The following is a 26,317-nucleotide window of genomic DNA, read 5'->3' on the forward strand; positions in this document are numbered from 1 at the left end:
CAGAACGCTTGGTGCATCCACTCGGCGGCGGATATCTCGGAGACAACTCCGGCTTGGCAGCGGACCGTGTACCGATGCACAGCGAGAATGCCCTCACCCGCCTTCAAAACGCCGCCATCCTCTGGAGCGTCGGATCGAGTACGGCGGCCGACGTAATCCAGGCAGCCTGTGACTGCCTCGTTGCGGGCGTAGACAGTCCAACCCTTAACATCCTGGCGGGCGTTTCGCCGGCCCGAGGCAGCGAGAATGAGGAGTTGCGCCGTTGGCTCGAAGGCGCACTCGTGGAACTTTCCCTGACCTACTACCGGGAGGGAAGCCGAGAGGGTGAAGAGGAAGCCCTCCGGATCATGGCCCGCCGACTGCTCGCACAGACCGTCACGCCTCGCGATCTGTCGTCCTGGGCATACCGGTTCATCACCTATGACGGCACTCCCCTGGCAGCCGATCTGATCGCTCTCGAGAGCGCCTACGACTACGTCGACTCCGTCTACAACGGGCACCCGTACACCGGTACAACGACTGCGGACCTCGACGCAGACGTCATCGCAGAAGCTCGGCGTTTGATCGGCGACGCCACAGCCGAGAGCAGCTGAACCACTGACGTTCATCCGAGGGCGTCGCCGATCTTGTCGTTCATGGTGTGGTCTCCCCCCTTGGATCCCTGGCCCGGCAAGCTTCGTCCGAGGTAGCGCCATGCGGGCCGCCCGCGACCCCGGCTGAGGGTTGGCAGTCGGGGTCGGGGCGTCAGGGGCCAGGACGGGCAGGGTCGGAGCCGTCATCGGTTCACTCCCGCCTTGAGCCGGATGCGGTGGTGCCGGTCGCTGGTCCGCCGGTACTGTCCGGGCTCACCATGAACCCGAAACGGCGGAGTCGAGATGAACAGCGGTGGCGGAACGACGGTGCTGTGGCGCCCGACCGGACCGGAAGAACTCGGCCTCGTTCGCGACTCGGGATGGCGAAAGTGGCCGCCGCGACTGCCGGACCAGCCGATCTTCTACCCGGTCCTCAACGAGGACTACGCGGTCATGATCGCCCGAGACTGGAACGTGCCCGCTTCCGGCGTCGGGTACGTGACCCGCTTCCACGTCGAGACGGACTTTCTCAGCCGCTATCCGGTGCGGCAGGCCGGTGGTGACACCATCCTGGAGCTGTGGGTGCCAGCCGAGGAGCTAGACAAGTTCAACGCGCACATCGTCGGGCTGATCGAGGTCGTGCACGAGTTCCCGTAGCCGAACGACGGCATGTATGGCCGTCATCGGATGATCCCGACGGCCTAGGGCCGCTTGGGCTGTACGACGGGAGGCAGAACCCGCAGCCGGGGCTGGGGCGGACCGCCGCGGCGGGCACGGTCCGCTCAGCCGATCGCTGCGAGGGCGGGGGTGAGCCGGCCGGCGGCAAGCCGCGGACCGCCGCCCCCAAGAGCGGCACGATCACGGCCAGGCGGTACGGAAACCGAACGGATCGGCGTGGTCGGCGCTCAGGGCTTCCGACTGCCGCCCGAGTCCAACCTCGGGACTGACTTGCACCCGGCACATCTCCTGCGGCTAACTACCCCCAGCGCGGTGCCCTCATCCGGTCGTCACACGCACGACCCGCGCCAACCCCATAGGTACCAACAGCACCAGCAGTCACATCCTCAGCGGTGCTTTCTAAAGAATGATCGGCCCGTCCACGATCTGCCCAGAACGAGTCGTAGACGGCTGGAGCAGTCGGACTCCGCTAGATCAACGACAACGGCCCCCGATCAGCATTCCTGCTGGTCAGGGGCCGTTGGTGCTCCTGGTGGCGGGTAGAGGATTCGAACCTCTGTAGCTTTCGCGACGGATTTACAGAGAGCGCGGGATCTTGGGCGCCACACCGCCCGTGACCAGGCATTTCCTAGCGTATGAGCCGGGCCTAAGGCTCATGTTCCCGTATCGTTCCCGCAGCGGGAAGGCCGGTTCAGCTTAGACTGCCGCCATGGCCTACTTGCCCGACACACACCGCGTTCCAGTGATCCGCGCGGACTTCAGCGACGATGCGCTCTGGGCCCAACTTAAAGAGGACATCTCCCAGGACACAGGAAAGGGCTTCAGAGCCAACGTCGAGTTTGTCGAGGATCCGAGGCTGGCTGGCCTCGATGTGCCGGCGCTGGTCCGCGCTTTTCCCCGCACCTACCCCCACGAGTACAAGCATGCGGTGGTGTTCGTCGTCGACGCGGTGACCGTCTCATCGCCGGAACATCCCATCCTCGCCATTAACCTCAGCGAGCTGGACGCTCCGACGGAGCCGTTCCGGGTCGTGCCCAAAGAGCTGCACTCCATCGAGACCAACCTGCTGATTTCCAACGTGGACTTTTCCGACTTCGCAAGGGCAGCGCACCGCAGCGGCGGTGTCTACCGGGGCTGAGCCACATACAGCACGGCAGGGGTTCTCCACACGCCGCGAGGCACGCCTCACCGCCACTGGTCACCCAGCGCGTCACCGATGCGGTCGTTCACCCCGTCCTCTCCCCCGTCGATGCAGTTCGCGTACACCCGCAGCAGGACGGCGACGCTGTGCCCCAGGCGGCGGGCTACCTCGGTCGCCGGGACACCTGCGTTGAGCCAGAGCGAGGCGGCAGCGTGGCGCAGGTCGTACGGCCGGCGGGCGAGCGGTGAGGCGACCTGCGCCGGGGTGAGCGCATTCTCGCGGGCGAACTTCCACCAGCGGTCATAGACCGACTCGGACAGCGGACCACCGTGCAGGCCCCGGAACAGTCGACCGTCAGGAGCAGTTCCATGGTCGGTGATGTACCGATGCAGCAGCGCGACGAGCTGCGGCGGGATCGGTACGACGCGGGTGTCCTTACGTGCCCGGTGTTTGAGGCCGCGCCGCTCGTGTGTCTGACCATCGTCAGTCCAGGCCGAGTCAGCGCGGGGAGCAGTGCCGGCCAGGGTGATCCGACCCCAGCCGTATTCGATCTTCTCGTGTCGACACGCGCCGGTTGCTGGCGCTGTCACGTCCGACAGCTCCACGCCGCAGGCGAGGCAGCGGCCGGGAAGCTCGCAGTCAGGATGACGCAGGTCGGCTGCCTCAGACGGGCGAGTGCCGGCGTAGTAGAGGCAGCCGAAGAAGGCGGTCACCCGGTCGGCCCGCTTGCCGAGCGCGGTTGAGGTACTACGCCGCATTGGCGCTGCCGGCGACCACGGCATCACGCGGGCGGTAGAGGACGCGCTCTGTGCAGCCGAGCGCCAGGCCGTCGAGAGTGCCGAACCGACGCCGTACGGCCGAGAGGTCATCGTGGCTGCCTGGCAGGTCGGGATGTCGGTGGCAGTGGTAAGCAACAACTCGGCCGGTGCAATGAGCGCTTACCTCACGGCGCACCGGCTCGCCGGGTACATCTCCCCAGTGGTCGGCCGGGCGTACGCCGACCCCGCTTGTATGAAGCCCAACCCTGAACCGATCCTGCACGCCGTGTACGCCGTAGGTGAGCCGCCGAGCCGGTGCGTGCTGGTTGGCGACTCGCTCACGGACATCGACGGAGCACGCGCGGCCGGAGTGCGAGTGATCGGGTACGCGAACCGTCCAGCCAAGGTCGAGAGGTTCCGAGCAGCCGGAGCCGATGTAGTGGTCACCAGCATGCGGAAGATTGCTGACGTTTTGGTCGAGCGAATGGACGCCTGAGGTCGGGGGGGGTGTCCCTATGGGTTTCGTCAAGCGGGGACGGGGCTGGTGGGGCGTGGTTGGTAGGGGATCTTGTTGCGGAGCATGGCGTAGAGGACGTCGCAGCGGCGTCGGGCGAGGCAGATGAGGGCGGCGTTGTGGCGTTTGCCTTCGGCGCGTTTGCGGTCGTAGTAGGCGCGGCTGACGGGGTCGGCGAGGGCGGCGAACGCGGCGAGGAAGAAGGCTCGTTTGAGGTTCTTGTTGCCGCCTCGGGGTGGATGTTCGCTGCGGATGCTGCTGCCGGATCGTCGGGTGACGGGTGCCAGGCCGGCGTAGGCGGCGAGGTGGCCGGGGGTGGGGAAGGCGGTGCCGTCGCCGACTTCGAGCAGGATCCGGGCGGCGGTCCTGACACCGATGCCGGGCATCGAGGTCAGGACCGAGGCGAGAGGGTGCGCATCGAGGATCCTCTCGACCTCGCCTGCGACCTGGTCACGTTGTCGCAGGGCATCTCGGAGGCTGTCAGCCAGGCGGGGCAAGATCGTCTCCGCGGCCTGGGTGCCGGGGACGGTGACGGTCTGCTCGTCGAGCGCGTTCATGATCTGCTCGACGAGGCGTTCACCCATGCGTGGGCGTGAGGCTCGGCGACGGACAGCAGTTTGCGACGTCCGGCCTTGCGTAGCCCGACCGGTCCCCCGCAGCGCGTCAGCAGTTCCAGCACGGCCTTGTGCTGCACTTTCGGGCCGAGAACCCGTTCCAGGGCGGGGTGGATCTGAGTGAGCAAGCCACGGATCCGGTTGGACACCCGGGTGGCTTCGCCAGCGAGGTCGTCGTCGAAGCCGACCAGGACCTCCAGCTCCGCCAGCGCTTCGTCGCCGACATCGACCCGGCGCAGCGTGTGCGGAAGGGTGCGAGCGGCGTCAGCGATCACGTAGGCGTCGCGGGCATCGGTTTTCGCCGCACCGGGGTGCAGGTCAGCGATGCGGCGCATCGCCAGGCCGGGCAGGTAGGCCACCTGATGACCGCAAGCCCGAGCCACCGCGACCGGCAGGGCGCCGATCGAGGCCGGCTGGTCGACCACCACCAGAATCCGGCTGTGGCGGGCGAGCTTGTCGAACAGCTGCCGCAGCCGGGCCTCCGTGTTCGGCAACGCCGCGTCGTGCAGCCGCTTGCCGTCCGGAGCCAACCCGACCGCGTGATGGCCTTCCTTGCCGACGTCCAAGCCGAGGAAGACGCCGTACCCGCCGTGCACCAGACTCGCCTCCACGCATCGATCCCGTGGCCTCGGCCGCTGGTCCAGGCGTCGGACTGCCGGCAGCCACGTTACGAAGAGACCAACCCCGCAAGGGGGGCGGCCGTGTCCCTATCAGCGGTCCGCCGACGCCACCCGACCCGGCGACAACACCCCCCGGATCATCAACGACAGGGGCAGTAAGTCATACCGGGCCGGGCGACCGAGGAGTCCCCGGCTGGGGACGATCAAAAAGGTAACGGGGAGGGGGGAGTACAACCTTTCGCCCTTGTTAGTTTCCGCCGCCTCCACCACCGCCGGCCCCATCACCCAAGGCGCCGTTCTCAAAGATGGCGTTAGAGTGCCGATCCGGCACACCGTGGCCCCGCTCGAAGATGTCCCGGTTCGGGCGGAGTGAATTCCTGCGTATTGACCGCGCAGCCCGCACCGCGTCTCGGCGCTGCTGTTCCCTTGTGCGCGGTCTGCCACGCCGAGAGCGCCGGAGCCACGCCATTGAGGCCAACGCAACGACGGTAGCGATCGCGAGGACTATCCATCCATACCTCGGCATGGACCAATGCTATGAACTGGTCGCCAGCGACTTGACCTATGGCCGAAGCGTAGTGTGTTCAGACTTTCTTTACTTGGTCAAGGGCGGGCCGCAAGCGGCCCGCCGCCGCGTCAGCGCCGGGCCGCGCATGCGGCCTGGCGGCCGGTCACGTCCCGGCGCACGCGGCGGGGTTTTGGAGGGGCGCGGAACGGCTGCGTGCCATGCCGGCCCGGCGCGATACACCACCAGGAGCAGGGCGTGTCAGCGCAGGGCCCCGGCAAAGTCGTCAGGTGATGCCGAGTAGTGCCAGGGGGCGGGTGCTGTCGCGGGCGTGATGCCGGTTGGCGGCGGCGATGTTGGTGGCTCCGCTCAGGCGTAGGGCGCGCGGCGTTGTGTAAAGCGGCCATGATCTCGGGTCCGGTGCCGGTGCGGATCTGGCTGCGGTCTTCGTCGTAGGTGACGTCGCGGACCCAGTGGACCTTGTTCTCGATCGACCAGTGTCCGCGGATCCAGCCGGCCAGTTGTGTCGGTTTCGCCTGGTGGATGCGGAGATCGGTGATGGCGTAGACGGTTTCGGTGGTGAAGCGTTTCGGCTGGTCCAGGCGGCGTCTGCGGCGGCGGATCTGGATGGCTTGGGCGGCGTGCGGGAAGTCGATGCCGGTGGAGATCGTCAGGATCTTCATGCTGCGGATTTCGCGGCGGCCGTGTCCGCGGTCGGTGTCGCGGGTGGCGTCGGGACGGCCGGCCAGGGCAGTGCGGTGAGCTGGGTGTGCAGGTGGGGTTGGTTGCCTTTGACGGTCAGGTTCCAGTGCGCGCCGCGTTCGACGAGGTAGGTGACGTGCTCGCGTTGGCAGTGCAGGGCGTCGGCGGTGATCACGGTGTCGCGCAGGTCGCTGATGTGGTCGAGCAGCGGTGCGAACCGGGTGATCTCGTTGGTCTTGCCGTCGACGTCGATGCTGGCCAGGACCACACCAGTGGCCTGGTCGCAGGCGGTCATCACATGCCGGGCAGGGGTGTCGGTGGTGCGGGAGCCGCGCAGGGTCTTGCCGTCGACGGCGATCGCCGCGGGGTCGTTGAGCCGGCGACGGTGGCCCGGCCGGCGAGCCAGACACTGATCGCCGCGGTCAGTAGTTGCGGGTCCATGGCCTGCAACAGCCGACGGATCATCGCCTCTGATGGGCGCCGGTCGGCAGTCATGCCCAAGGCGACAGCGGTTGCCGCCGGCACGTCGGCGACCCATTCGGCGATCGCCGTGTACGAGCGGTAGCCGGCGACCACCGCACACACGGCTGCGGTGACCACGACCGTCAGCCGGTGCCGGACACCTCGCCTGGCGCGTGGATCAGGCAGACCAGCGAGCGCTTCGGGCAGCCCACCAGCGGTTTCGGCAACGGTCAGAGCCGGTGCGCAGGACAGGGACGAGATCAGCGATGATGGCAGCGCGGGCATGACTCACTTCGGGCGATCAGCATGGCGTAGAGAACCTTGATGATCTTCTGAGCCGGTCATGCCCGTCATGCTGCCACCACCAACGGCGCTTCTACTCCAAGCCTCACAAGTCAGACACCGTCACGACTTTGCCGGGGCCCTGGTGGCCACCCGCTTCGACAAACTCGCCGTGCGCTACGAAGCCACCGTGCACATCGTCGCCATCAGCGAGTGGCGGTGACCGACTTCGACACAGGCCCTAGCGCAGTTCAGCGCGGAGCTGGTCCTGGACCCGCTCGGGCACATGCCGCTGGAGGTCGGCGACGACGAGATCATCGACCGGATCCTTGCGTGCCAGCCGCTCGCCGGCCGCCCCATCACCCTGATCACTTACGACACGCACATGTCGACGAAGGCCCGCGCCCACGGTATTCCCGTGATCAGCCAGAACAGCCCGAGTCGCCGGTCAAGGCGAAGCCCGGCAAGTAGACCCGAACACGAGGGGCCCGCAGCGCGTGCTGCGGGTCCCTTGCTGTGCAGCGAGGTAGGGGGATCCCCGGGGGCCACTGTCCTTCCGGACGGCGGCCCCTGATCGTGCTGCGTCAGAAGATCCGGACCCAGTCGCCGCAGCTGCTCCCGGCGCACTCGTATCCATAGATGCTGGTGACGTTGGAGGCGAAACTGAAGGTCTTGGTGATGGTCGAGTCCGCCCCGGCGCTGTTGTCCACCCACTCGAACCGTACGCCGGCGTCGCTGTAGTTGGCCCCGAGGTAGGCCCCGGCATTCACGCCGTTCGCAGCGGTGTCCTTGACGTGCACCGTCAGGTACAGGCGACCGTCGGAGCCCCACCACCAGTCGCCGTGCACCCAGGCACCCACGACGTCCCCCCGCGAGTTGCTCAGGCTCCAACTGGTCGCCGCCTGCGCGGGTGCCGGAGCAACAGCCACCGCGCCGAGCATCGTGGCGACCCCGACCGCCACGGCGGTAAAAAACCGACGAACCCTCATGTCAAACCTCCAGCTGGATCACTTTTAGAGACGTAACACTCCTCCAACGTCGCGCCGTACGCGTCAAACGACGAGTTGACCTTCAACTGAAACCCCTGCGGTATCGGGACCACGGCGACTACCTCTGTGGGTGTAGGCCAGCCTGTCGGCGACTCCAGCGGTGCACGGCCAGCGGCACGGCGGTCGCGGTGCGCGGCGCCGGACCTGAGGGGCCCCGGCTCGATCGCTGACGGCCAGCCCTACCCCATCGTCGGGACCTACCTTCTGGTGGCGCCTGGCAGGCTGAGGGGCCGTGATCGAGGTGGGCATGGTGTCACGCCAGAAGAAATCTGGGTGTGCCGCACACCCGAAATCCTGGGCGGTGCCATCTCGGCCATGTGGGTCGCAGGCATGCCGTACGCCGGTCCGCGTATCCGGATCTGCCGAGCTCAGTGGACGTCAAGACGATGCCGGGCACTATCCGCCGGGTCATCGCACCGACTGCCTGGCTGGGCATCGGCACCGTCACGATCGTCGTCCCACGGCTCAAGGTCCCACTCACCTTCAAGTCGGCCGCAGGGCGTACACCGCCGACCAGGACCCGTACTGCGGTGGCACGTCCATGGCAGCGCGGGCATGACTCACTTCGGGCGATCAGCATGGCGTAGAGAACCTTGATGATCTTCTGAGCCGGTCATGCCCGTCTTGCTGCCACCACCAACGGCGCTTCTACTCCAAGCCTCACAAGTCAGACACCGTCACGACTTTGCCGGGGCCCTGCGTGTCAGCGCGCGTCAGGCTCGACCGGATGCGCCGGGCAGTGGGCGGGATGGGTGCGCGGGGGTCGGGCTGGCAGCGTGCGTTTCCGGCCGTCTGTGGTTCAGCTTTGAAGACCGTGAGGCGTGGTCACCCCGGTTGCCGTCTTGCGGTAACTCCTCGCCCTGAGCGGGATGGCGCCGGGCCCGTCGTGGTCGTCATTCGGTGGCTGGGCTTGGCCGAGGTGGGATCTGGCGAGCGGTTGACCGGTGGGGGCGGACGAGTCGCGCGGCAGGTCGGGACGTGCCTCCGGCGGGGGCCTCGGGCTCCGGGATGGCGAGGAGAGGCTAGGGGGCGCGGTGGGAGGGTGGTTGAGGAGAACCATCCCGTCACCGTCGTCCCAGGCGGAGCCGAGCAGATTCGCCCTCCTGGTCCAAGGTCGTTCAGTCGTGGAGTGCTCCACCTTGGTCCAGGAGGGCTGACCCGCTCCACGGGGTGTGGGACGACGGTGACGGGATGGCGGGAGGTAGCGCAGGGTGCGCTACGTCGAGCGACGGACAGCGCGTAGGCCGGCCAGCCGGACGAAGACCTCGCGCTTGTCGACGGCGTTGCCCAGCTCGTCGAGCTGATAGCCCGTCAGCCACACCCACCCCTGATAGGTCGGCTTCGGGCACACCGAGATCACCCGGAACACGAACCGCGGCTGCCGTGCGAACTGCACCGAGGCATCCCGGCCGATCCAGAACTCATCACCAGGTCTGGGTGAGCCAGGTTGCTGCCTGGCCGAGGTACGGCCGTGCGGTCCGGCAGGCATGAAGGCCCTTCCTGCTCGACGGGTGGCCCTACCCGGCCGAGTCGGAGGTGCCCCGGCCGGGCAGGGATGCCGCCGCACCGGGGCGAGTTCGGGTCTCTACGACCAGCACAGCGGGTAACCGCACCGTACCAACGCTGGTCTTCATACGTCTAGGTACGTAGAAGGTCGAGGGCGATCATCCGGGAACTTCTAGCGTCGAGTTATGGAGATCGACCCGGAGGCCCGCATTGACCACGGGGCGCCGCTGCCGCCGTATCGGCAACTGGCCGGCATCCTTGCCGCCCGGATCGAGCGTGGCGACTGGCAGCCCAACCGGGCGATCCCGTCCGAGTCTCAGTTGGTGCAGGAGTACGGCCTCGCGCGGGCGACCGTACGGCGAGCGATCGCGGTACTGGTCGACCAGGGCGTGTTGTTCGTGGTGCCGCAGCGGGGGACCTTCGTGAAGCCGACGACCAAGGCGTAGCTGATCGCCCTGTCGCCCTGGGTGCCAACCGTCAGCACCGGTCCGGCCGGATGTAGTCGCCACACCAAGCCGGAGCCGTGACCGTCCAGACCCGCCACCCGCCCCGATCTTCTCGGACCTCGAAGCGCCACGGATGCCTGCTACTCGACTGCGATAGCTGGTCGTGCCACCAAACCGCGTAGACCTCGGTGACCACCAGGGCGACACCGTCGCGGACGTGGTCGACCTGCAACGGACCTGATTCGAGTTTGCTGCGGGTTGGTCGATCTCGACATCTGTCCCCGGTATGCACGCCACTGGTGGATCAGTTCGTCACGGCGGTCGGCGGCAAGCACTCGACGCAGCCCGCCATCATCCCCACTACTCAACCGCAGAAGGTAGACAACCGCCGCAGCATCCGGGGTCTGCTCTCCCCGCTCTGCCTCTACCTGGACCCTCACCGCCCACGCCGCAGGCACGGCTAACGCACCCGTACATGCAATGACGACAAGAGACAAAAGAATCCACGGCCAGTGCTTCGCCGAAAGGGTCCCCCGCCTCACGTCGATCACCCTAGCCAACTTGATCAAGGTGCTCGTCGGTGGTGCAGGCCGGAGCGACAAAGGCACTCCCCCTTGTCGCCCTGGCTCTGGCCCGCATCACGGAGGTGGGATCGGCGGCAGGCGGGGCGGGGGTTTACCGGCGCAGAGTGGTTCAACCACAGGCACCAGCGATCATGCCAGCAGGAGCCCGTATGCAAAAGCGCCGACGGCGTTTCCGCTATCGGCGCTTTCAGGCAGCCCGCCGAAAGGCTATGTGGCCAAGGGCGGAGTCGAACCAACGACCTTCAGGTCTTCGTCAAGGCACTGCCGGCGCCGGTGTGACAGGTCAGCATGGTGGTGTCCGCCAGGGTGGCAATGCGGGTCAGTGTGCACGGTCGCGGAAATCAGCCTGGGTACGGCGTGGGTGAGTTGGTGTTCAGCGTCGGCGGCGATCTCGTGCGCGGCGACGAGGCTGAGGTGGGTGTCCACGACGAGTTCGGCTTCGGCATGGAGACGGTGGCCGATCCAGCGGAGCCGGACCGCGGTGACGTCGCGGACGCCGTCGACGGCGCGCAGCGTGGTTTCGGCCTGGTCGACGAGTTCAGGGTCGACGGCGTCCATGAGCCGCCGGTAGACCTCGCGGGCGGCGTCCTTGAGAACGAAGGCGATGGCTACGGCGATGGCCAGGCCGACGACGGGGTCGGCCCAGCGCCAGCCGAGTGCTGCGCCGCCAGCAGCGGCGAGGACGGCGAGGGAGGTGTAGCCGTCGGTACGGGCGTGCAGGCCATCGGCGACCAGTGCGGCGGAGCCAATGCGCCGGCCGACCCGGATGCGGTAGCGCGCGACCAGCTCGTTGCCGACGAAGCCGACGAAGCCGGCGGCGGCCACCCAGGGCAGGTGGGTCACCTCGGCCGGATGCAGCAACCGGGCGACAGCGGTCCAGGCGGCGGCGACGGCGGACGCGGCGATGACCGCGACGATGATGATCCCGGCGATGTCTTCGGCACGACCGTAGCCGTAGGTGTAGGCGCGGGTGGCGGCACGCCGACCCAGCAGGAAAGCGATGGCGAGGGGCACGGCGGTCAGAGCGTCGGCGACGTTGTGCAGGGTGTCACCGAGTAGAGCGACCGAGCCGGACAGCACGACGATGACGGCTTGAGCAACGGCGGTGATCCCAAGGCCGACAAGCGAGATCCATAGGGCGCGCAGGCCCTCGCGGGAAGACTCCAACGCCGGGTCGATTTTTGCTCGGGAGTCGTGCGAATGAGGGACCACCGCATGGGTCAGCCGATGCCACCGGGCGGCGAGCCGGCCCCCATGGTGATGGTGATGGTCATGATCGTGTGGGAGGTCGTGGTCCTGGCCGTGCTCGTGATCGCCCGAATGGTCGTGGCCCTGGTCATGACCGTGCTCGTGGTCGTGGTCTTTCACGGCGTCTCCCAACGTCCCTGATGGCATGACGGTCGGTATCCCCGACGCCGGCGATAATATGTGCTCATGTACGCACGCGACAATGATGCAGGTGCCAATGACCTGCAACAACGCCTACCTTTTGATAGCCACGTTGAGGCAGCAACCGAGATGTTGCGGATGCTCGCGGACGGCACACGGCTGCGGTTGATGTGGCTGCTCGTCCATAACGAACATGACGTCACCGCATTGGTGGAGGCACTGGGAGTGGCGCGGCCTGCGGTGTCACAGCACCTGGGCAAGCTACGGCTGGCAGGACTTGTCACGGTGCGGCGCGACGGCCGACGCGCTTTGTACAGCGCCCGAGGAGGCCACGTACGTCGGCTCGTGACTGAGGTCATGCACGCCGCGTCACACCGGGTGGCAGGCATCCCCGAGCACGATTGACCGCCGCGGAGCAGCATGGAACTACTTGATGGGCTTGGAGCGGGGATCGGCGAACCACCCTTGGGTGAACGTGCGTACCGCGGCGACGTCGACGGGGGCAGTTCCCGCAGCGGTCCTGGCAACCCGAAGGGAAATCCGGGCTAGTCGTCGCGTTGCGAGGGTCGCTACGCAAGATCATCTGTTCCCGTCATGTTCCCACGGGCATCCACAGGGCGCCGGATCGGGCTGGACTCCGCTGGACTGAAAGAGAACGGCCCCGGAACGCGTTTCCGCAGTTCACGGGGCCGTTCTTGCACCTGGTGGCGGGTAGAGGATTCGAACCTCTGTAGCTTTCGCGACGGATTTACAGTCCGCTCCCATTGGCCGCTCGGGCAACCCGCCAGGGCACCCCACCGCGTCGTAACGCGGCAGCGGAAGCAAGGATAGCGGCTCACCCCGGCCTCGGCGCAACCGGGTACCGTCAGGGGGTCGTACCGCTGGTCAGCGGGACGAAGGACCACAGACCGCCGGACAGCAGGAGCATGAGCATGGCAGCGAACCCGTCGTTCGACATCGTGAGCAAGGTCGACCGCCAGGAGGTCGACAACGCTCTCCGTCAGGCGGAGAAGGAGCTCGCGACGCGGTTCGACTTCCGGGGCACCGGCGCCGAGATCTCCTGGTCGGGCGAGGAGGCGATCAGCCTCCAGGCGGAGACCGAGGAGCGGGTGCGGGCGGCGCTGGAGGTCTTCAAGGAGAAGGTGATCAAGCGGAACATCTCGCTGAAGTCGCTGGACGCCGGTGACCCGCGCCCGTCCGGCAAGATCTTCAAGATCGACTGCAAGGTGATCCAGGGCATCGACTCGGACAAGGCCAAGGCGATCAGCAAGAAGATCCGCGACGAGGGCCCGAAGGGCGTCCAGGCCCAGATCCAGGGCGACCAGCTTCGCGTCACCGGCAAGAAGAGGGACGACCTCCAGGCCGTCATCGCGCTGCTCAAGGGCGAGGACTTCGGCGTCGCCCTCCAGTTCACCAACTACCGCTGACGATGTCCGGTCGGCCCCGCCGAGGTGGGGCCGACCGGGCCAGAACCCGTAGGCGTCAGGCTGGCAGCAGCTCCTCGGTGCGTACCGCCGTGGCCTCCGCGCGGGAGATGGGCCCGGCGGGCAGGGCCGCGACCCCGGCCCCGACGGCGACCGCGGCCCCGGCGAAGACGAACGCCCAGGGCACCCCGCCGGCGTGGTCGACGATCAGGCCGGCCACCGCGCCGCCGGCGGCGCTGGCCCCCACCGACATGGTCACCACCCAGGTGTACGCCTCGTTCAGCATGCTGGTCGGGGAGATCCGGCCGACCAGGGTGTTCTCCAGGGTGAGCGCGGGCGCGATCATGGCGCCCCCGATCACCAGGGCGGTGCCCAGCGCCACCGGCGTGGGCATCACCGCGAAGACGGCGAAGCTGGCGGCCACGCCACCGAGCAGCAGCGAGAACTGCCGGGTCATGTTCCGGGCCGGCTTGCGGACGCCGAACCAGAAACCGCCCACGGCGCTGCCGACGCCCCAGACGGCCAGCAGCACCCCGGCCAGGCTGTCGGGGTCGTCGGACGTGTAGGCGGTGGCGAACGCCGGCACGGTCACGCCGGCCGCGCCGAAGGCGATGCCCAGGCTGGCGACGCAGAGCAGCAGCGCCGGGAAGCCGGGCACGCGCAGCGGGCCGAGCCCTCTGGTCTGGTGTTCGCGCGGGTGCGGCTGCCAGCCGCGCATGACCCGGCCGAGGGCCACCGCGAGGGTGCCGACCAGGGTCACCACGGCCGAACCGACCAGGGCGGCACCGGCGTCGGCGAACAGGATGAAGCCGGCGACCAGCAGCGGACCGAGCACGAAGACGATCTCGAAGAGCGTGGTCTCGGCGGCGAGGGCGGTGTTGCGCAGGTGCCACCGGCCGGACGACGGCGAGGTGAGGTCGTTCCAGGCGCCCCGGATCGCGGCGGTCAGCGGCGGGTAGGTGGCCCCGGCGACCCCGGAGGCCACGAAGACCAGCGTCAGGCTGCCGGCGTCGGAGCGGGCGGACCAGAGCAGGCCGAGCAGGGCGAACGGGTGGGCGATCGCGGTGCCGACGAGCACCGGGGTGGGACCGATCCGGTCGGCGATCCGGCCGGCCACGGGGCTGAGCGCGGCGCCGGAGAGGGCGTAGATGCCCCCGGCGACGGCCGCCAGCGAGTAGCGGCCGGTGACCTGCTCGACGACCAGCAGCAGCGCCAGCGGCGTCATGCCGATCCCGAGCCGGCCGACGATGCCGGTGAGCAGCAGCATCGGCGCTCCGGGGATCCGCCAGACGCCCAGGTACTGGCGCAGTGCGGCCACGGTCGACCTCCAGGGGATGTAACGAGCGGGGAACCTTTCGACCCTAACGCCGCCGGAGGCGTGGAAGGAACGGTTAACGCGCTCACACGGCGTTCCGCCCGTGTCCGGCGGACCGGACACGGGCGGAAAGGTGATCAGCGCCTCAGCGCTGGAACTGCACGGGGCCGCTGTTCGCGGCCATCCGCTCCAGCCGCGCGACCCGCTCCTCCATCTTCGGGTGGGTGGAGAAGAGCGCCGCCACGCCGCCGCCCTTGAACGGGTTGGCGATCATCAGGTGGGCGGTGCTGGTGAGCTGCCCCTGGGCCGGCAGCGGCCGACGCTGGGCACCCATGTGGATCTTCCGCAGGGCGCTGGCCAGGGCCAGCGGGTCCTTCGTGAGCGTGGCCCCGGAGGCGTCCGCCTGGAACTCCCGGCTGCGGCTGATCGCCAGCTGGATGACGGTGGCCGCGATCGGCCCCAGGATGATGGTGAGCAGCAGCACGGCCGGGTTCGGGGAGTCCTCGTCGTCGCCCCCGCCCAGCGGGATGAACCAGGCGATGTTCGCCAGCATGGTGATGATGCCGGCCAGACCGGCCGCCACGCTGGAGATGAGGATGTCCCGGTTGTAGACGTGCGACAGCTCGTGCCCGATCACGCCCCGCAGTTCCCGGTAGTCGAGGATCTCGGTGATCCCCTGGGTCACGCAGACGGCCGCGTGCTGCGGGTTCCGCCCGGTGGCGAACGCGTTGGGCTGCGACGTCGGGCTCACGTAGAGGCGCGGCATCGGCTGCCCGGCCTCGGTGGCCAGTTCGCGGACCATCCGGTACAGCTCGGGGAACTGTGCCTCGCTGACCGGTTGCGCCCGCATCGAGCGCAGCGCGAGCTTGTCGGAGTAGAAGTAGGTGACGCCGTTCATGAGCAGCGAGACGACGACGGCGATGACCAGGCCGCCACTGCCGCCGAACCAGTAGCCCACCGCCAGGATCAGCGAGGTGAGCAGGCCGAGCAGCGCGGCGGTCTTCAGACGGTTGTGGTGCACGATCACTCCTTCGGTGCAGCACGGATCGCTCGGGATCCGCTGACCGGTGCAACAACCCGGTACCCGTCAACCATCCGTCTCATGGCTGTGAGTTGCCTGAGATGTCCGAAGTGCCCGTCGGGACTGAAGCCCCGGAAGACGGGAAGACCGTCCGACGCGAACCGCCGCGTCAGCGGGCGGCGACGTCGAGCACGAGCTGCGGGGCGAAGCCGAGCACCAGCGCCGCCGCCGTCGCCACGGCCAGCACCACGCCGACCGTCCGGGCCCGCACGGGGGCCACGTGGGCCACGGTCGAGATGCCGCCGGCGGCGGCGCCCACCGGAACGGCCGGCCCCTCGGCCGGCGCGGCCCACAGGGCGGCGGTGAGACGCAGGTAGTAGGCCAGGCCGATCACCGCGTTCACGGCCACCACCACGGCCAGCCAGCCCGCGCCGCCGTCCAGCAGCGAACGGACCACGGTCACCTTCGCGAAGAGCCCGGCCAGGCCCGGCGGCAGGCCGGCGAGCCCGATCAGCGCCAGCCCGAGCGCCGCCGCCCGCCACGGGTGGCGCCGGGCCGCCCCGCGCAGGTCGTCGACCGTGCCGCCGTCCGCGCCCGCCGGGCGCAACGCCACCACGGCCGCGAAGGCCGCCAGTTCCAGCACCACGAAGAAGACGGCGTACGCCACGGCGGCCGCGTACGCGGCGGTGCGGGCGTCGGCGGTGCGCCCGGCGGCCAGCGCCAGCGCGCCGAGCGGGGCGAGGATGTAGCCGGCCTGGGCGACCGAGGACCAGGCGAGCAGCCGGACCGTACGCCGCTGGCGCAGCGCCACCAGGTTGCCGACGGTCATCGTCAGCACCGCGAGCAGGGCGAGCACCGGGCCGGTCACGTCGGCGGGCAGCGCGTGCTGCACCACGGCGAGCAGGGCCACCACGCCGCCCAGCTTGGAGGCGGTGGACAGGTACGCCGCCACCGGCAGGGGCGCGCCGTCGTAGGCGGCCGGCGCCCAGGCGTGGAACGGCACCGCCGCCACCTTGAACGCCAGCCCCAGCACCACCAGCGCCACGGCGGCGGTGGTCAGGGGCAGGTCGAGCAGGTCCGCGCGGTCGGCGAGGATCGCGCCGATCCGGCCCAGGTGCAGCCCGCCGGTGGCCGCGTAGAGCAGCGCCGCCCCGAGCAGCGTCAGCGTGGTGGCGACCACGCTGACCACGAAGAAGGTGACGGCCGCCTCGGCGCTGGCCAGGCTGTCCCGGCGCAGCCCCACGAGGACGTAGAGCGGGAGGGTGAGCGTCTCCAGCGCCACGATCAGGGTGATCAGGTCGCCGGCCGCGCCGAGCACCACGCCGCCCGTCATCGAGCAGGCGAGCAGGAAGCAGTACTCCCCCGCCGGCGACTGACCCGCCCGCAGCAACGGGCCGGACAGCGCGAGCACGCCGAGGGTGAGCAGGGCGACGACGACGGCGACCAGGGCGGCCCGGCCGCCGAAGACGTACGAGCAGTCGGGGCCCACGCAGAACGTCCGCCGCTCGCCCCCGGCCCCGACCAGGGCCGCGCCGAGCGCCGTGGCCGCCGCGCCGACGCCGGCCGTGGCCAGCGTGACCCGGGCGCGGGCCACCAGCAGGTCGGCGAGCAGCACCAGCACGGCCGTGCCGGCGGCCAGGTACGCCGGGAGCAGCGCCACGTTGTCGACGCTCTGCACCACGCTCATGCCGGCACTCCGCTCCGCTGCGTGAGCCCGATGATCCGCTCGCTCACCGCAGCACCTCCACGAGGGCGTCGACGGGGGCCTCGGCGACGCCGAGCACCAGGGTCGGGGCCAGGCCGACCGCGAGGGCGAGCAGCACCAGTGGCGCCCACGCGAGCAGTTCCGCGCCGGCCAGGCCGGGGGTCAGCCGCCCGACCGCCGGGCTGGGCCGCCCGTGCGTCACCCTGCGCAGCAGCCGCAGCAGGTACGCGGCGGTGAGCGCCCCGCCGATCGCCGCCAGCACGCCCAGGGTGGTCCAGAGCGCCCCGCCGACCTCGACGGCGGCGACCACGGCGAACGCCTCGCCCCAGAAGCCGGCCAGCCCGGGCAGGCCGAGCGAGGCGACGGCGGCGAAGCCGAGCAGCCCGGCCAGCCGGGGGGCGGTCTCCCGCAGCCCGGACAGCTCGTCCAGCGACCCGGTGTGCGTACGGTCCTTGACCGCGCCGGCGAGGAAGAAGAGCAGGCCGGTGATCACCCCGTGCGCGACGTTGCCGATCAGGGCCGCCTGGATGCCGGTGGCGGTGAGCGTGGCGACCCCGAGCAGCACGAAGCCCATGTGCCCGACGCTCGAGTACGCGATCAGCCGCTTCAGCTCGCGCTGCGCGAGGCAGACCAGCGACCCGACCAGGATCGCCGCCACCGCCAGCATGCCGAGCACCGGGGCGGCCCAGCGGGCGCCCTCGGGGGCCACCCCGACCGCGATCCGGACCAGCCCGTACGTGCCCATCTTGAGCAGCACCCCGGCGAGCACGACGCTGCCGACGGTGGGCGCCTGGGTGTGCGCGTCGGGCAGCCAGGAGTGCAGCGGCCAGAGCGGGCTCTTCACCGCGAAGGCCAGCGCCAGCAGCGTGAACGCCGCGAGCTGGGTGCCCCGGGACAGGCCCGTGCCGCCCGTGAGCGCCACCACGTCGGCCGTCCCGGCGGCGGCCACCACCACGAACACGCCGACCAGCAGCAGCACCGAGCCGAACAGCGTGTAGAGGGCGAACTTGCGGGCCGCCCGCCGCCGGTCCGCGCCGCCCCAGCCGGCGATGATCGCGTACATGGGGAGCAGGACGACCTCGAAGAAGACGAAGAAGAGCACGAGGTCGAGGGCGAGGAAGGTGCCGAGGATGCCGACCTCGACGACCAGCAGCAGGGCCACCAGGGCCCGCCCGCTGCCGCCGTCGGGCACCTTCCACAGCGTGTAGGCGCAGCAGAGCAGGGTGAGCAGGGCTGTCAGCACGACGAGCGGCCAGGAGATGCCGTCCACGCCGAGGTGGAAGCGCAGGTCGAGGCCGGGCACCCAGGGCAGGTCGAGCCGGTGCCAGGGGCGCACGGCGGGGGCGTCCGCCGCGTAGCTGGTCCCGCCGCGGTCGCCGAGGAAGAGCAGCGCGGCGGCCACCAGGGTCAGCGCGGCGACGACCGTGCCGACCGCCCGGGCCGCCCGGTCCCGAGGCGTCGCCGCCACCGCGAATGCGCCGAGCGCCGGCAGCGCCAGCACCGCCACCAGCAGGAACTCCCCCGTGGTCATGCGGATACTCCGATCAGGACGGCCGCCAGGCCGATCAGCAGCGCCCCGGCGAGCACGCCGGCCGCCGCGCGCGGCAGCGCCGCGCGGTGCAGCGACGCCAGGCCGCCGCCGAGGCCGAGCGCGGCCCGGCCGCTGCCCTCGACCGCGCCGTCCACCACCACCTCGTCGGCCGTACGCGTGGCGCGGGCCAGCGCCTTCGTCGGGCGTACGACCAGGGCGCGCTGGACGTCGTCGAGCCGGAACGCGGCGGCGAAGACCGGCCGCAGCGGACCCAGTGTGGTCGCCGGGTCGGCGGCCGGGTCCCGCCGCCAGCGCAGCCAGGCGAGCCCCGCCCCGGCGGCCAGCAACGCCAGCGGCAGCAGCAGTTCCGGGCCGACGTGGACCAGGAGTCGCTCACCCGGCTCGCCCGCGGTTGGCGCGAGCAGCAGCCGGCGGGCGAAGGCCCAGTCGAAGCCGGCGAGGCCGAGCAGGGCGGCCGGCACGGCGAGCAGCAGCACCGGCCAGCGCATCACGGCGGGCGGGTCGTGCGGGTGCGTCAGCGGCATCCGCGCCTCGCCGAGGAAGGTGCGCAGCAGCAGGCGGGTGGCGTACCAGGCGGTGACCGCGACGCCGACGAGCCCGGCCAGCCAGACCAGCCAGCCGACCCAGGCCGGGGCCGGACCGGTCCCGTGCAGGGCGGCGTCTTGGGCGACGGTGAGCACGCCGTCCTTGCTCCAGAAACCCGACAGCGGCGGCACCCCGGCCAGCGCCCCGAGCCCGATCACCGTGCACCAGAAGGTGACCGGCATGGTGCGGCGCAGCCCGCCCATCCGGGACATCAGCGTGGTGCCCACGGCGTGGATCACCGCGCCGGCGGCGAGGAAGAGCAGCGCCTTGAACGCGGCGTGGGTGAGCAGGTGGAACAGCGCGGCCGGCGGCGAGCCGACCGCGAGCGCGCCCGTCATGTAGCCGATCTGCGAGACCGTCGACCAGGCCAGCACGCGTTTGAGGTCGTCCTGGGCGGTGGCGGCGAACGCGCCGAGCAGCAGGGTGACCGAGGCCATGACGCCGAGCACCGCCAGCGCGGCCGGGGTCACCTCGAACAGCGGGTAGAGCCGGGTCACCGCGTACACGCCGGCGGCGACCATGGTGGCGGCGTGGATCAGCGCCGAGATCGGCGTCGGGCCGGCCATCGCGTCCGGCAGCCAGGTGTGCAGCGGGAACTGGGCGCTCTTGCCGGCCACCCCGGCGAGCAGCAGCAGGCAGGCGGCGGTCAGCGTACCGGTGGCGTGGTCGTGGGCGAGCACGTCGGCGATCCGGAAGCTGCCGGCCGAGACGCCGAGCAGCGCGATGCCGAGCAGGAAGCCGACGTCGCCGACCCGGGTCACCAGGAACGCCTTCATCGCGGCGGCCGGTGCCTCCGGCAGCCGGCGGTCGTGGGCGATGAGCAGGTACGAGCAGATGCCCATCACCTCCCAGCCCACCAGCAGCAGGATCAGGTCGCCGGCGACCACCACCAGCAGCATGGCGGCGGTGAAGAGGCTGATCTGCGCCGCGTACGGCGGGTAGCGGTGGTCGGTGTCGACGTCGTCGTGCGGGCCCCGGCGCAGGTAGCCGACCGAGTAGACCTGCACGGCCAGGGCCACCGCGGCGACCGCGACGGCGACCAGCGCGGCGGCGGAGTCCAGCCGCACCCCGAGGCTCACGGTCAGCCCGCCCAGGTCCACCCAGGTGGTGGACGCCTCGGCGGGCCGGTCGAGGGCGACCAGCAGGGCGACCGCGAGCGCCAGCGCCCCGGCCGCCCCGGCCACGCCGAGCGCGATCGCCACCCGCCGGGCCCGGCCACCGTCCGTCCCGGCGTCGCGCGGCGCCGGCGGCAGCAGCAGACCGAGCAGTCCCGCCACCAGCGGTACGGCCGGCAGCAGCGCGCCGAGCAGGGTGGTCGTGCTCACCGTTCCCCCTCCGGGCGCTCGGCGGACCCGGGCCGGGCGCTCGTTCCGGCAGCGTTGCCCGGGTCGGCCTCGGCAGTGGCGCCGACCGTGACCGGCTCGGTCAGCGGCACCTCGTCGACGGCGACGGTGGCCCGCAGCCGGTAGAGCTGGAGCACGATCGCCAGGCCCACCCCGATCTCGGCGGCGGCCAGCACGATCACGAAGAGCGCGAAGACCTGCCCGCCGTGCGGCAGTTGGGCGCGCACGGTGGTGTCGGCGGTGACCAGGATCAGGTTGACCGCGTTGAGCATCAGCTCGACGGCCATCAGCACCAGCACCGCGTTGCGCCGGCGCAGCACGCCGTAGACGCCGAGGCCGAACAGCAGCGCGGCGGTGACGTACGGGATGACGGGTCTCACCGCGACCGCCCGCCGTCGTCGTGCGGCTCCGCGCCTGCGACGGCCCTGCCCGACCGGTCGGCGCGGGACCTGCCCGCGTCGGGCCGGTCGGCGGGTGAGTCCCCGGCCCGCGGCCGGCCGATGTCGGGGCGGGAGATCACGATGGCGCCGACCAGGGCGGACAGCAGCAGCACCGAGAGCACCTCGAAGGGCAGCACCCAGCTACGGAAGATCTGGTCGCCGAGGCGTTCCGCAGTGCCCGCGTCGGGCAGTTCCACGGCCGTCCAGCGGTACGCGTCGACCAGCAGGGCGGCCAGCCCGAGCCCGGTGCCGCCGCCGATCAGCGCCGCCGCCCAGCCCGGCCGGTCCAGGTCGTCGGAGGCGCCGATCGGGGCGCGGGTGAGCATCACCGCGAAGAGCAGCAGCACCACCACCGCGCCGACGTAGATCAGCACCTGCACCCAGGCCACCAGCTCGGCGGTGAGCACCAGGTACATCCCGGCCAACGCGCCGAGGCAGAGCACCAGGTAGAGGCCGGCGCGCACCAGGTGCCGGGTCGCCACCACCAGCACCCCCGAACCGACCGCCACCGCGCCGAGGGCGAGCAGCAGCACGTCCGCACCGGTCATGCGCCGGCCTCGGGCTCGGGGCGTACGGCCGGGGCGGCGGGACGGGCGGCGGGCGCGGCCGGGACCGCGGCCTTGCGCGCGGCGGCGGTCTCCTCCTTCGCCGGCTCACCGTTCGGGTCGTGCGCGGGCGGCGGCGGCACGGTGCCCATCCACTGCCCGAGGTGGTCCTTGTCGTGCAGCAGGTCCTTGATGTCGTACTCGGCGTATTCGAACTCCGGCGACCAGTAGAGGGCGTCGAAGGGGCAGACCTCCACGCAGATGCCGCAGTACATGCAGAGCGAGAAGTCGATGTCGAACTTGTCGAGCACGTTGCGCTGGCGGGGGCGGGCGGCGCCGGGCACCGCCACTTCCTCCTTGTGCGAGTCGATGTAGATGCACCAGTCCGGACACTCCCGGGCGCACAGCATGCAGACCGTGCAGTTTTCCTCCAGCAGCGCGATCACCCCGCGCGAGCGGGGCGGCAGCTCGGGGGCGACGTCCGGGTACTGCTGGGTGGTCGAGCGGCGGGTCATCGTCTTCAACGTGACCGCGAGCCCCTTCACCAGGCCCGCGCCCGGCAGGCCACGGTCTCCGCCGGCACCGCCGGGCTCGCTGCGCTCGCTGCGGTCGGTCATGCCGACCATCCTGCCCTGTGGCCGCGGCGCGCGCGACCACCACCCGGGGTCTGCCGGCGGTACGGTGAGGCGGGGAGAACGACGCACCGGAAAGGGCTCGCCATGACCGCCGCGCTGCACGACGAGTTTCCGCCGTCGGGCGAGTGGACGGCCGACGACCTCGACCGCCTGCCCGACGACGGCCGCCGCCACGAACTCCTGGACGGAAACCTCATCATGTCGCCCTCCCCCAGGCGACTCCACCAGTCCATCGCCGGTCGCCTCATGGCCGCGCTCGACGAGACCTGCCCGCCCGACCTCGACGTCACGCAGGGCGTCGAGGTGCGGCTCTCCCGCACCCGGGCGTTCATCCCCGACGTGCTGGTCACAGAGCTGGACTCGGCCTCGCGCAACCCGTCGCACTACCGGCCCCACGAGGTGATGCTGGTGGTCGAGATCGTCTCCGAGGGGTCGCGGAGCATCGACCGGGTGCTCAAGCCCGCGCTCTACGCCGAGGCCGACATCCCCTACTTCTGGCGGATCGAGACCGAGGCCGGGATCGTGGTGCACACCCACAAGCTCGACCCGGCGAAGGGCGTCTACGTCGAGCAGGCCCGGATGACCGACGGCATCCTCGTCCCGGAGCCGTGGGAGATCGACATCCCGCTCGCCAGGATCACGCCCCGGTCCCGCTGATCCCACCGGGCGCGGGCGGGAGCATCTCGACGCCGAGCTGCTGGAGGAGCTGGAACAGCTCGTTGCAGCTCCACACGTCGACGATCCGGCCCGCGTCGTCGAAGCGCAGGAAGCTCGCCCCCGAGTAGCTGACCACCTGCCCGGTCGGCGGCACCGGCCCGAACGGCCCGGCCTGGGTGCCCGCCGCCCGCCAGTGCACCGCCACCCGGTCCCCGGCGGCCACCACGTCCACGAGCTTGTAGCGCAGGTCGGGGAAGGCCGCCCGGCGCTCCCGGTGCCACGCCATCGTCGCCTCCGGCCCTTCGCCGCCCAGCCCGGGGCACTCCGGCGACACCAGTTCGTACGCCGATTCCTCCCGCGCGCCGTTCCACACGTCGGCGATGAAGCGCCGGGCCGCCGCCTCCACATCGATCATCGCGGCAGCCTAACCGCCGGCCGACCCGGCCCAGGTCAGCACCGTCGGCCCCACCCGCCCTGCCCGCCGCCGTCGGCCCCGGCGGGACAGCCGTGGGCGGCGTTCGGCGCGACGGCCCAGGTCGGCACTCGGCGCGACTGGGGACGGCGCAGCCGCCATGATGGGACGAGCGACGGGCGACGGCGGAGGGGGCGGGCATGGGCGGCACGACCGAGGGCGGCACGACGGCTGACGTGGGAGGCACCGCCAGCGGCAGCGACGAGGTGCTGATGCGCACCGGCGGCCGGTACGTCGAGCCGGGCGGCGAGTTCACCCGGGACCAGCGCTACATCGCCACCCGGATCACCGCCGACGCCCGCGACGGCTGGCCCGTGGAGCCCGGCCGCTACCGGCTGGCAGTCAGCCGCGCCTGTCCCTGGGCGAACCGGCTGATCATCGTACGGCGGTTGCTCGGGCTGGAGGACGCGATCTCGCTGGCGGTGGCCGGCCCGACCCACGACAAGCGGAGCTGGACGTTCGACCTCGACCCGGGCGGGCGCGACCCGGTGCTCGGCATCGAGCGGCTGGCCGAGGCGTACTTCGCCCGGTTCCCCGGCTACGAGCGGGGCATCACCGTGCCGGCGATCGTGGACGTGCCCACCGGGCAGGTGGTCACCAACGACTTCGGGCCGATGAGCCTCGACCTGTCCACCGAGTGGACGGCGTACCACCGCGAGGGGGCGCCCGACCTCTACCCGGAGCGGCTGCGCGACGAGATCGACGAGGTGAGCGCGCTGCTCTTCCGGGACGTCAACAACGGCGTCTACCGGTGCGGCTTCGCGGGCGACCAGGCGGCGTACGAGAAGGCGTACCACCGGCTGTTCGACCGGCTGGACTGGCTGGGCGAGCGGCTGGCCGGGCAGCGTTACCTGGTCGGGGACGCCATCACCGAGGCGGACGTGCGGCTGTTCACCACGCTGGTCCGCTTCGACCCGGTCTACCACGGGCACTTCAAGTGCAACCGGAGCAAGCTGACCGAGATGCCGGTGCTCTGGGCGTACGCCCGGGACCTGTTCCAGACGCCGGGCTTCGGCGACACGGTCGACTTCGACCACATCAAGCGGCACTACTACGAGGTGCACCGCGACATCAACCCGACCGGGGTGGCGCCGCTCGGCCCCGACCTGGCGAACTGGCTGACCCCGCACGGCCGCGAGGCCCTCGGCGGTCGCCCCTTCGGCGACGGCACCCCGCCCCCGCCGCCCCCGCCCGCCGAGCGCGTCGACCCCGCCCACACCCCGCTGCGCTGACGGCACGCCCCGCATCCGAGTGTGCTGGGCTGGGCCCGGACCGGGGTGTTAGGAAGGGCCCCTTCCTATACAGAATGCGTTAACAAGGTGCCCTTCCTTACCGGGGTGCGCGCTCCTAGAGCGCGACGCGGACGGCGGCCGTGAGGACGAGCTGCCCCAGGGAGACGGGGACCAGGACGAGCCAGCAGAGGCGCTGGAGCTGGTCCTCGCGCAGGCGGGGGTAGGACACCCGGAGCCAGATGATCAGGAACGAGACGGCGAAGACCTTCAGCAGGGTCCACAGCCAGCCGAGCTGCGCGTCGGCGAACGGGCCCTGCCAGCCGCCGAGGAAGAGCACGGTGGTGAGCGCGGCGATCACCACGATGCCGACGTACTCGGCGAGCAGGAAGAACGCGAACCGCAGGCCCGTGTACTCCGTCATGTAGCCGAAGACCAGCTCCGAGTCGGCGACCGGCATGTCGAACGGCGGGCGGCGGATCTCGGCGAGCCCGGCGAGGAAGAAGACGACCATGGCGGGGGCCTGCCAGAGCAGCCACCACGGCTGCCACGCCTCGACGATGCCGGAGAGGCTGAGCGTTCCGGCCGCCATCGCCACCGACGCGGCGGCCAGCACCAGCGGCAGCTCGTAGCCGAGCAGCTGGGCCGCGCCGCGGATCCCGCCGAGGAGGCTGTACTTGTTGGCCGACGCCCACGCCGACATCAGCACCGCCACGACGCCCACGCCCACCACGGCCAGCACGAAGAACAGGCCGATGTCCAGCGGCTGCCCGACCAGGTCGTTCGGGCCGAGCGGGATCACCAGCAGCACCAGCAGGTAGGGCACGAGCGCGACCGCCGGGGCGAGCCGGAAGACCGCCCGGTCCGCCTCCCGGGGCGTGACGTCCTCCTTCTGCACGAACTTCACGCCGTCGGCGACGAGCTGGGCCCAGCCGTGGAAGCCGCCCGCGTACATCGGGCCGAGCCGGCCCTGCATGTGCGCCATCACCTTGTGCTCGGCCTGCCCGACCAGCAGCGGCAGGGTGAGGAAGGCGACGAGCACGCCCCCCACCCGGATGACCAGCTCCAACCACAGTGGCATCAGGGCGTACCTCCGTCGTCGCCGGAACGCTCCGACGCTGCCGGGCCCTCGGGCGCGGGCCGGTCTGCCGGCGGGCCGGAGCGGGCGGTCCGGCCGCCGGGCGCGCCGGGCGGCGGACCGGCGTCGGCCCCCGGGTCGGCGGGACCGGTGACCGCCGGGCCGGCGGGTGCCGGGCCGTCGGCAGGTGCGGCGGGCGGCGGACCGGCGTCGCCCGCCGGGTCGGCGGGACGGGTGACCGCCGGGTCGGCGGGTGCCGGGCCGTCGGCGGGTGCCGGGCCGTCGGCAGGTGCGGCGGGCGGCGGACCGGCGTCGCCCGCCGGGTCGGCGGGACGGGTGACCGCCGGGTCGGCGGGTGCCGGGCCGTCGGCGGGTGCCGGGCCGTCGGCAGGTGCGGCGGGCGGCGGACCGGCGTCGCCCGCCGGGTCGGCGGGACGGGTGACCGCCGGGTCGGCCGGTGCCGGGCCGTCGGCGGGTGCCGGGCCGTCGGCAGG

29 protein-coding genes, 1 tRNA gene and 3 pseudogenes are annotated in these 26,317 nt (G+C 71.0%); 13 read left to right on the forward strand and 20 right to left on the reverse strand.

What is annotated here, in order from left to right:
• Nucleotides 1-74 precede the first annotated feature (74 nt).
• From RM555_RS06360 to RM555_RS06370, 3 genes are all read left to right on the forward strand, one after another.
• Nucleotides 75-593 (forward strand): hypothetical protein, encoded by a 519-nt coding sequence (locus tag RM555_RS06360; RefSeq protein WP_311410837.1) that lies wholly within the window; start codon nucleotides 75-77, stop codon nucleotides 591-593.
• A 282-nt stretch (nucleotides 594-875) separates the two neighbouring features.
• Nucleotides 876-1,229, forward strand: a complete 354-nt coding sequence (locus RM555_RS06365; protein ID WP_311410838.1) for a hypothetical protein — start codon at nucleotides 876-878, stop codon at nucleotides 1,227-1,229.
• A gap of 730 nt (nucleotides 1,230-1,959) precedes the next feature.
• Nucleotides 1,960-2,388 carry a DUF6924 domain-containing protein gene (locus RM555_RS06370; RefSeq protein ID WP_311410839.1) on the forward strand — a complete coding sequence of 143 codons (429 nt, stop codon included), beginning with the start codon at nucleotides 1,960-1,962 and terminating at the stop codon, nucleotides 2,386-2,388.
• A 47-nt stretch (nucleotides 2,389-2,435) separates the two neighbouring features.
• On the opposite strand, the gene RM555_RS06375 is transcribed toward RM555_RS06370, so the two are convergent.
• On the reverse strand, nucleotides 2,436-3,104 hold the full coding sequence (locus RM555_RS06375; RefSeq protein WP_311410840.1) for a tyrosine-type recombinase/integrase: 669 nt from the start codon (nucleotides 3,102-3,104) through the stop codon (nucleotides 2,436-2,438).
• A gap of 16 nt (nucleotides 3,105-3,120) precedes the next feature.
• On the opposite strand from RM555_RS06375, the pseudogene RM555_RS06380 reads away from it, so the two are divergent.
• A pseudogene (locus RM555_RS06380) lies at nucleotides 3,121-3,645 on the forward strand (HAD family hydrolase); the annotation flags it as partial.
• 29 nt (nucleotides 3,646-3,674) lie between these two features.
• On the opposite strand, the pseudogene RM555_RS06385 reads toward RM555_RS06380, so the two are convergent.
• The 4 genes and pseudogenes from RM555_RS06385 to RM555_RS06400 form a co-directional block, all read right to left on the reverse strand.
• Nucleotides 3,675-4,873: pseudogene (locus RM555_RS06385) on the reverse strand (IS110 family transposase).
• Nucleotides 4,874-5,533: 660 nt separating this feature from the next.
• Nucleotides 5,534-6,085 carry a hypothetical protein gene (locus tag RM555_RS06390; protein WP_311410841.1) on the reverse strand — a complete coding sequence of 184 codons (552 nt, stop codon included), beginning with the start codon at nucleotides 6,083-6,085 and terminating at the stop codon, nucleotides 5,534-5,536.
• Entirely contained in the window at nucleotides 6,082-6,510 is a 429-nt protein-coding gene (locus RM555_RS06395) for an ISAs1 family transposase (protein ID WP_311410874.1), read from the reverse strand. Before RM555_RS06395 ends, RM555_RS06390 begins: the two co-directional genes overlap by 4 nt.
• Nucleotides 6,399-6,851: a transposase family protein gene (locus RM555_RS06400; protein ID WP_311410842.1), complete on the reverse strand. Its 453-nt coding sequence runs from the start codon at nucleotides 6,849-6,851 to the stop codon at nucleotides 6,399-6,401. Before RM555_RS06400 ends, RM555_RS06395 begins: the two co-directional genes overlap by 112 nt.
• 58 nt (nucleotides 6,852-6,909) lie before the next feature.
• Here RM555_RS06400 and RM555_RS06405 point away from each other — a divergent pair, with 58 nt between their 5' ends.
• Both RM555_RS06405 and RM555_RS30950 read left to right on the forward strand, forming a co-directional pair.
• On the forward strand, nucleotides 6,910-7,071 hold the full coding sequence (locus RM555_RS06405) for a hypothetical protein (RefSeq protein WP_311410843.1): 162 nt from the start codon (nucleotides 6,910-6,912) through the stop codon (nucleotides 7,069-7,071).
• A gap of 63 nt (nucleotides 7,072-7,134) precedes the next feature.
• Nucleotides 7,135-7,422, forward strand: a complete 288-nt coding sequence (locus RM555_RS30950; protein ID WP_396888702.1) for a PIN domain-containing protein — start codon at nucleotides 7,135-7,137, stop codon at nucleotides 7,420-7,422.
• A gap of 10 nt (nucleotides 7,423-7,432) precedes the next feature.
• Here the strand turns inward: RM555_RS30950 and RM555_RS06410 are convergent, their stop codons facing one another.
• Together RM555_RS06410 and RM555_RS06415 are read right to left on the reverse strand one after the other, a co-directional pair.
• Nucleotides 7,433-7,837, reverse strand: a complete 405-nt coding sequence (locus tag RM555_RS06410) for a hypothetical protein (protein WP_311410844.1) — start codon at nucleotides 7,835-7,837, stop codon at nucleotides 7,433-7,435.
• A gap of 1,276 nt (nucleotides 7,838-9,113) precedes the next feature.
• On the reverse strand, nucleotides 9,114-9,386 hold the full coding sequence (locus RM555_RS06415; protein ID WP_311410845.1) for a hypothetical protein: 273 nt from the start codon (nucleotides 9,384-9,386) through the stop codon (nucleotides 9,114-9,116).
• Between the two features lie 202 nt (nucleotides 9,387-9,588).
• On the opposite strand from RM555_RS06415, the gene RM555_RS06420 reads away from it, so the two are divergent.
• Nucleotides 9,589-9,849 carry a GntR family transcriptional regulator gene (locus RM555_RS06420; RefSeq protein ID WP_311410846.1) on the forward strand — a complete coding sequence of 87 codons (261 nt, stop codon included), beginning with the start codon at nucleotides 9,589-9,591 and terminating at the stop codon, nucleotides 9,847-9,849.
• A 299-nt stretch (nucleotides 9,850-10,148) separates the two neighbouring features.
• The gene (locus RM555_RS06425) at nucleotides 10,149-10,313 is read left to right on the forward strand and encodes a hypothetical protein (protein ID WP_311410847.1); all 165 of its coding nucleotides are present in this window, start codon (nucleotides 10,149-10,151) and stop codon (nucleotides 10,311-10,313) included.
• 327 nt (nucleotides 10,314-10,640) lie between these two features.
• Here the strand turns inward: RM555_RS06425 and RM555_RS06430 are convergent, their stop codons facing one another.
• Entirely contained in the window at nucleotides 10,641-11,600 is a 960-nt protein-coding gene (locus RM555_RS06430) for a cation diffusion facilitator family transporter (protein WP_311410848.1), read from the reverse strand.
• 48 nt (nucleotides 11,601-11,648) lie between these two features.
• On the opposite strand from RM555_RS06430, the gene RM555_RS06435 reads away from it, so the two are divergent.
• Together RM555_RS06435 and RM555_RS06440 are read left to right on the forward strand one after the other, a co-directional pair.
• On the forward strand, nucleotides 11,649-11,822 hold the full coding sequence (locus RM555_RS06435; RefSeq protein ID WP_311410849.1) for a hypothetical protein: 174 nt from the start codon (nucleotides 11,649-11,651) through the stop codon (nucleotides 11,820-11,822).
• A gap of 45 nt (nucleotides 11,823-11,867) precedes the next feature.
• Entirely contained in the window at nucleotides 11,868-12,227 is a 360-nt protein-coding gene (locus tag RM555_RS06440; protein WP_311410850.1) for an ArsR/SmtB family transcription factor, read from the forward strand.
• Between the two features lie 297 nt (nucleotides 12,228-12,524).
• On the opposite strand, the gene RM555_RS06445 is transcribed toward RM555_RS06440, so the two are convergent.
• Nucleotides 12,525-12,608 (reverse strand) — tRNA-Tyr (locus RM555_RS06445).
• Between the two features lie 146 nt (nucleotides 12,609-12,754).
• Here RM555_RS06445 and RM555_RS06450 point away from each other — a divergent pair.
• Complete coding sequence (locus RM555_RS06450; RefSeq protein WP_311410851.1) at nucleotides 12,755-13,249, forward strand: YajQ family cyclic di-GMP-binding protein; 495 nt, start codon at nucleotides 12,755-12,757, stop codon at nucleotides 13,247-13,249.
• Between the two features lie 55 nt (nucleotides 13,250-13,304).
• Here RM555_RS06450 and RM555_RS06455 read toward each other — a convergent pair whose 3' ends face one another.
• The 8 genes from RM555_RS06455 to RM555_RS06490 all read right to left on the reverse strand — a co-directional run bounded on the left by RM555_RS06455 (nucleotide 13,305) and on the right by RM555_RS06490 (nucleotide 22,378).
• Entirely contained in the window at nucleotides 13,305-14,564 is a 1,260-nt protein-coding gene (locus RM555_RS06455) for an MFS transporter (RefSeq protein ID WP_311410852.1), read from the reverse strand.
• 142 nt (nucleotides 14,565-14,706) lie between these two features.
• Nucleotides 14,707-15,582, reverse strand: coding sequence for a zinc metalloprotease HtpX (gene htpX, locus RM555_RS06460; protein ID WP_311410853.1), 876 nt, complete (start codon nucleotides 15,580-15,582; stop codon nucleotides 14,707-14,709).
• A gap of 169 nt (nucleotides 15,583-15,751) precedes the next feature.
• Nucleotides 15,752-17,269, reverse strand: coding sequence for an NADH-quinone oxidoreductase subunit N (locus RM555_RS06465; RefSeq protein ID WP_311410854.1), 1,518 nt, complete (start codon nucleotides 17,267-17,269; stop codon nucleotides 15,752-15,754).
• A 43-nt stretch (nucleotides 17,270-17,312) separates the two neighbouring features.
• Nucleotides 17,313-18,818, reverse strand: a complete 1,506-nt coding sequence (locus tag RM555_RS06470) for a complex I subunit 4 family protein (protein ID WP_311410855.1) — start codon at nucleotides 18,816-18,818, stop codon at nucleotides 17,313-17,315.
• On the reverse strand, nucleotides 18,815-20,749 hold the full coding sequence (locus tag RM555_RS06475; protein WP_311410856.1) for an NADH-quinone oxidoreductase subunit 5 family protein: 1,935 nt from the start codon (nucleotides 20,747-20,749) through the stop codon (nucleotides 18,815-18,817). Before RM555_RS06475 ends, RM555_RS06470 begins: the two co-directional genes overlap by 4 nt.
• Nucleotides 20,746-21,147, reverse strand: coding sequence for an NADH-quinone oxidoreductase subunit NuoK (gene nuoK / locus RM555_RS06480; protein WP_311410857.1), 402 nt, complete (start codon nucleotides 21,145-21,147; stop codon nucleotides 20,746-20,748). The genes RM555_RS06475 and nuoK overlap by 4 nt, the downstream gene beginning before the upstream one ends.
• On the reverse strand, nucleotides 21,144-21,755 hold the full coding sequence (locus RM555_RS06485; RefSeq protein ID WP_311410858.1) for an NADH-quinone oxidoreductase subunit J family protein: 612 nt from the start codon (nucleotides 21,753-21,755) through the stop codon (nucleotides 21,144-21,146). The genes nuoK and RM555_RS06485 overlap by 4 nt, the downstream gene beginning before the upstream one ends.
• Nucleotides 21,752-22,378: a NuoI/complex I 23 kDa subunit family protein gene (locus RM555_RS06490; RefSeq protein ID WP_311410859.1), complete on the reverse strand. Its 627-nt coding sequence runs from the start codon at nucleotides 22,376-22,378 to the stop codon at nucleotides 21,752-21,754. The genes RM555_RS06485 and RM555_RS06490 overlap by 4 nt, the downstream gene beginning before the upstream one ends.
• 93 nt (nucleotides 22,379-22,471) lie before the next feature.
• Between RM555_RS06490 and RM555_RS06495 the strand changes: the two genes are divergently transcribed.
• Nucleotides 22,472-23,044 (forward strand): Uma2 family endonuclease, encoded by a 573-nt coding sequence (locus RM555_RS06495; protein ID WP_311410860.1) that lies wholly within the window; start codon nucleotides 22,472-22,474, stop codon nucleotides 23,042-23,044.
• Here RM555_RS06495 and RM555_RS06500 read toward each other — a convergent pair.
• Nucleotides 23,025-23,459: an ester cyclase gene (locus tag RM555_RS06500; RefSeq protein ID WP_311410861.1), complete on the reverse strand. Its 435-nt coding sequence runs from the start codon at nucleotides 23,457-23,459 to the stop codon at nucleotides 23,025-23,027. The genes RM555_RS06495 and RM555_RS06500 overlap by 20 nt on opposite strands.
• 197 nt (nucleotides 23,460-23,656) lie before the next feature.
• Here RM555_RS06500 and RM555_RS06505 point away from each other — a divergent pair, with 197 nt between their 5' ends.
• Nucleotides 23,657-24,748, forward strand: a complete 1,092-nt coding sequence (locus tag RM555_RS06505; protein ID WP_396888707.1) for a glutathione S-transferase family protein — start codon at nucleotides 23,657-23,659, stop codon at nucleotides 24,746-24,748.
• A 115-nt stretch (nucleotides 24,749-24,863) separates the two neighbouring features.
• Here RM555_RS06505 and RM555_RS06510 read toward each other — a convergent pair whose 3' ends face one another.
• Both RM555_RS06510 and RM555_RS06515 read right to left on the reverse strand, forming a co-directional pair.
• Entirely contained in the window at nucleotides 24,864-25,826 is a 963-nt protein-coding gene (locus RM555_RS06510) for a complex I subunit 1/NuoH family protein (protein ID WP_311410862.1), read from the reverse strand.
• Nucleotides 25,826-26,317: pseudogene (locus tag RM555_RS06515) on the reverse strand (hypothetical protein); the annotation flags it as partial. The gene RM555_RS06510 and the pseudogene RM555_RS06515, both read right to left, overlap by 1 nt.

The sequence above is a fragment of the Micromonospora reichwaldensis genome (assembly GCF_031845925.1).
Taxonomy (GTDB): domain Bacteria; phylum Actinomycetota; class Actinomycetes; order Mycobacteriales; family Micromonosporaceae; genus Micromonospora; species Micromonospora reichwaldensis.

Bases quoted from the DNA above. Each gene is read 5' to 3' on its own strand.
- RM555_RS06400 (WP_311410842.1), bottom strand. From the start codon at position 6,851: ATGCCCGCGCTGCCATCATCGCTGATCTCGTCCCTGTCCTGCGCACCG.
- RM555_RS06410 (WP_311410844.1), bottom strand. From the start codon at position 7,837: ATGAGGGTTCGTCGGTTTTTTACCGCCGTGGCGGTCGGGGTCGCCACG.
- RM555_RS06465 (WP_311410854.1), bottom strand. From the start codon at position 17,269: ATGAGCGTGGTGCAGAGCGTCGACAACGTGGCGCTGCTCCCGGCGTAC.
- RM555_RS06495 (WP_311410860.1), top strand. From the start codon at position 22,472: ATGACCGCCGCGCTGCACGACGAGTTTCCGCCGTCGGGCGAGTGGACG.
- RM555_RS06390 (WP_311410841.1), bottom strand. From the start codon at position 6,085: ATGAAGATCCTGACGATCTCCACCGGCATCGACTTCCCGCACGCCGCC.
- RM555_RS06510 (WP_311410862.1), bottom strand. From the start codon at position 25,826: ATGCCACTGTGGTTGGAGCTGGTCATCCGGGTGGGGGGCGTGCTCGTC.
- RM555_RS06415 (WP_311410845.1), bottom strand. From the start codon at position 9,386: ATGCCTGCCGGACCGCACGGCCGTACCTCGGCCAGGCAGCAACCTGGC.
- RM555_RS06405 (WP_311410843.1), top strand. From the start codon at position 6,910: ATGCCCGTCATGCTGCCACCACCAACGGCGCTTCTACTCCAAGCCTCA.
- RM555_RS06360 (WP_311410837.1), top strand. From the start codon at position 75: ATGCACAGCGAGAATGCCCTCACCCGCCTTCAAAACGCCGCCATCCTC.
- RM555_RS06490 (WP_311410859.1), bottom strand. From the start codon at position 22,378: ATGGTCGGCATGACCGACCGCAGCGAGCGCAGCGAGCCCGGCGGTGCC.
- RM555_RS06505 (WP_396888707.1), top strand. From the start codon at position 23,657: ATGGGCGGCACGACCGAGGGCGGCACGACGGCTGACGTGGGAGGCACC.
- RM555_RS06470 (WP_311410855.1), bottom strand. From the start codon at position 18,818: ATGACCACGGGGGAGTTCCTGCTGGTGGCGGTGCTGGCGCTGCCGGCG.
- RM555_RS06500 (WP_311410861.1), bottom strand. From the start codon at position 23,459: ATGATCGATGTGGAGGCGGCGGCCCGGCGCTTCATCGCCGACGTGTGG.
- RM555_RS06365 (WP_311410838.1), top strand. From the start codon at position 876: ATGAACAGCGGTGGCGGAACGACGGTGCTGTGGCGCCCGACCGGACCG.
- RM555_RS06420 (WP_311410846.1), top strand. From the start codon at position 9,589: ATGGAGATCGACCCGGAGGCCCGCATTGACCACGGGGCGCCGCTGCCG.
- RM555_RS06485 (WP_311410858.1), bottom strand. From the start codon at position 21,755: ATGACCGGTGCGGACGTGCTGCTGCTCGCCCTCGGCGCGGTGGCGGTC.
- RM555_RS30950 (WP_396888702.1), top strand. From the start codon at position 7,135: ATGCCGCTGGAGGTCGGCGACGACGAGATCATCGACCGGATCCTTGCG.
- RM555_RS06435 (WP_311410849.1), top strand. From the start codon at position 11,649: ATGGGTCAGCCGATGCCACCGGGCGGCGAGCCGGCCCCCATGGTGATG.
- RM555_RS06440 (WP_311410850.1), top strand. From the start codon at position 11,868: ATGTACGCACGCGACAATGATGCAGGTGCCAATGACCTGCAACAACGC.
- RM555_RS06370 (WP_311410839.1), top strand. From the start codon at position 1,960: ATGGCCTACTTGCCCGACACACACCGCGTTCCAGTGATCCGCGCGGAC.
- RM555_RS06450 (WP_311410851.1), top strand. From the start codon at position 12,755: ATGGCAGCGAACCCGTCGTTCGACATCGTGAGCAAGGTCGACCGCCAG.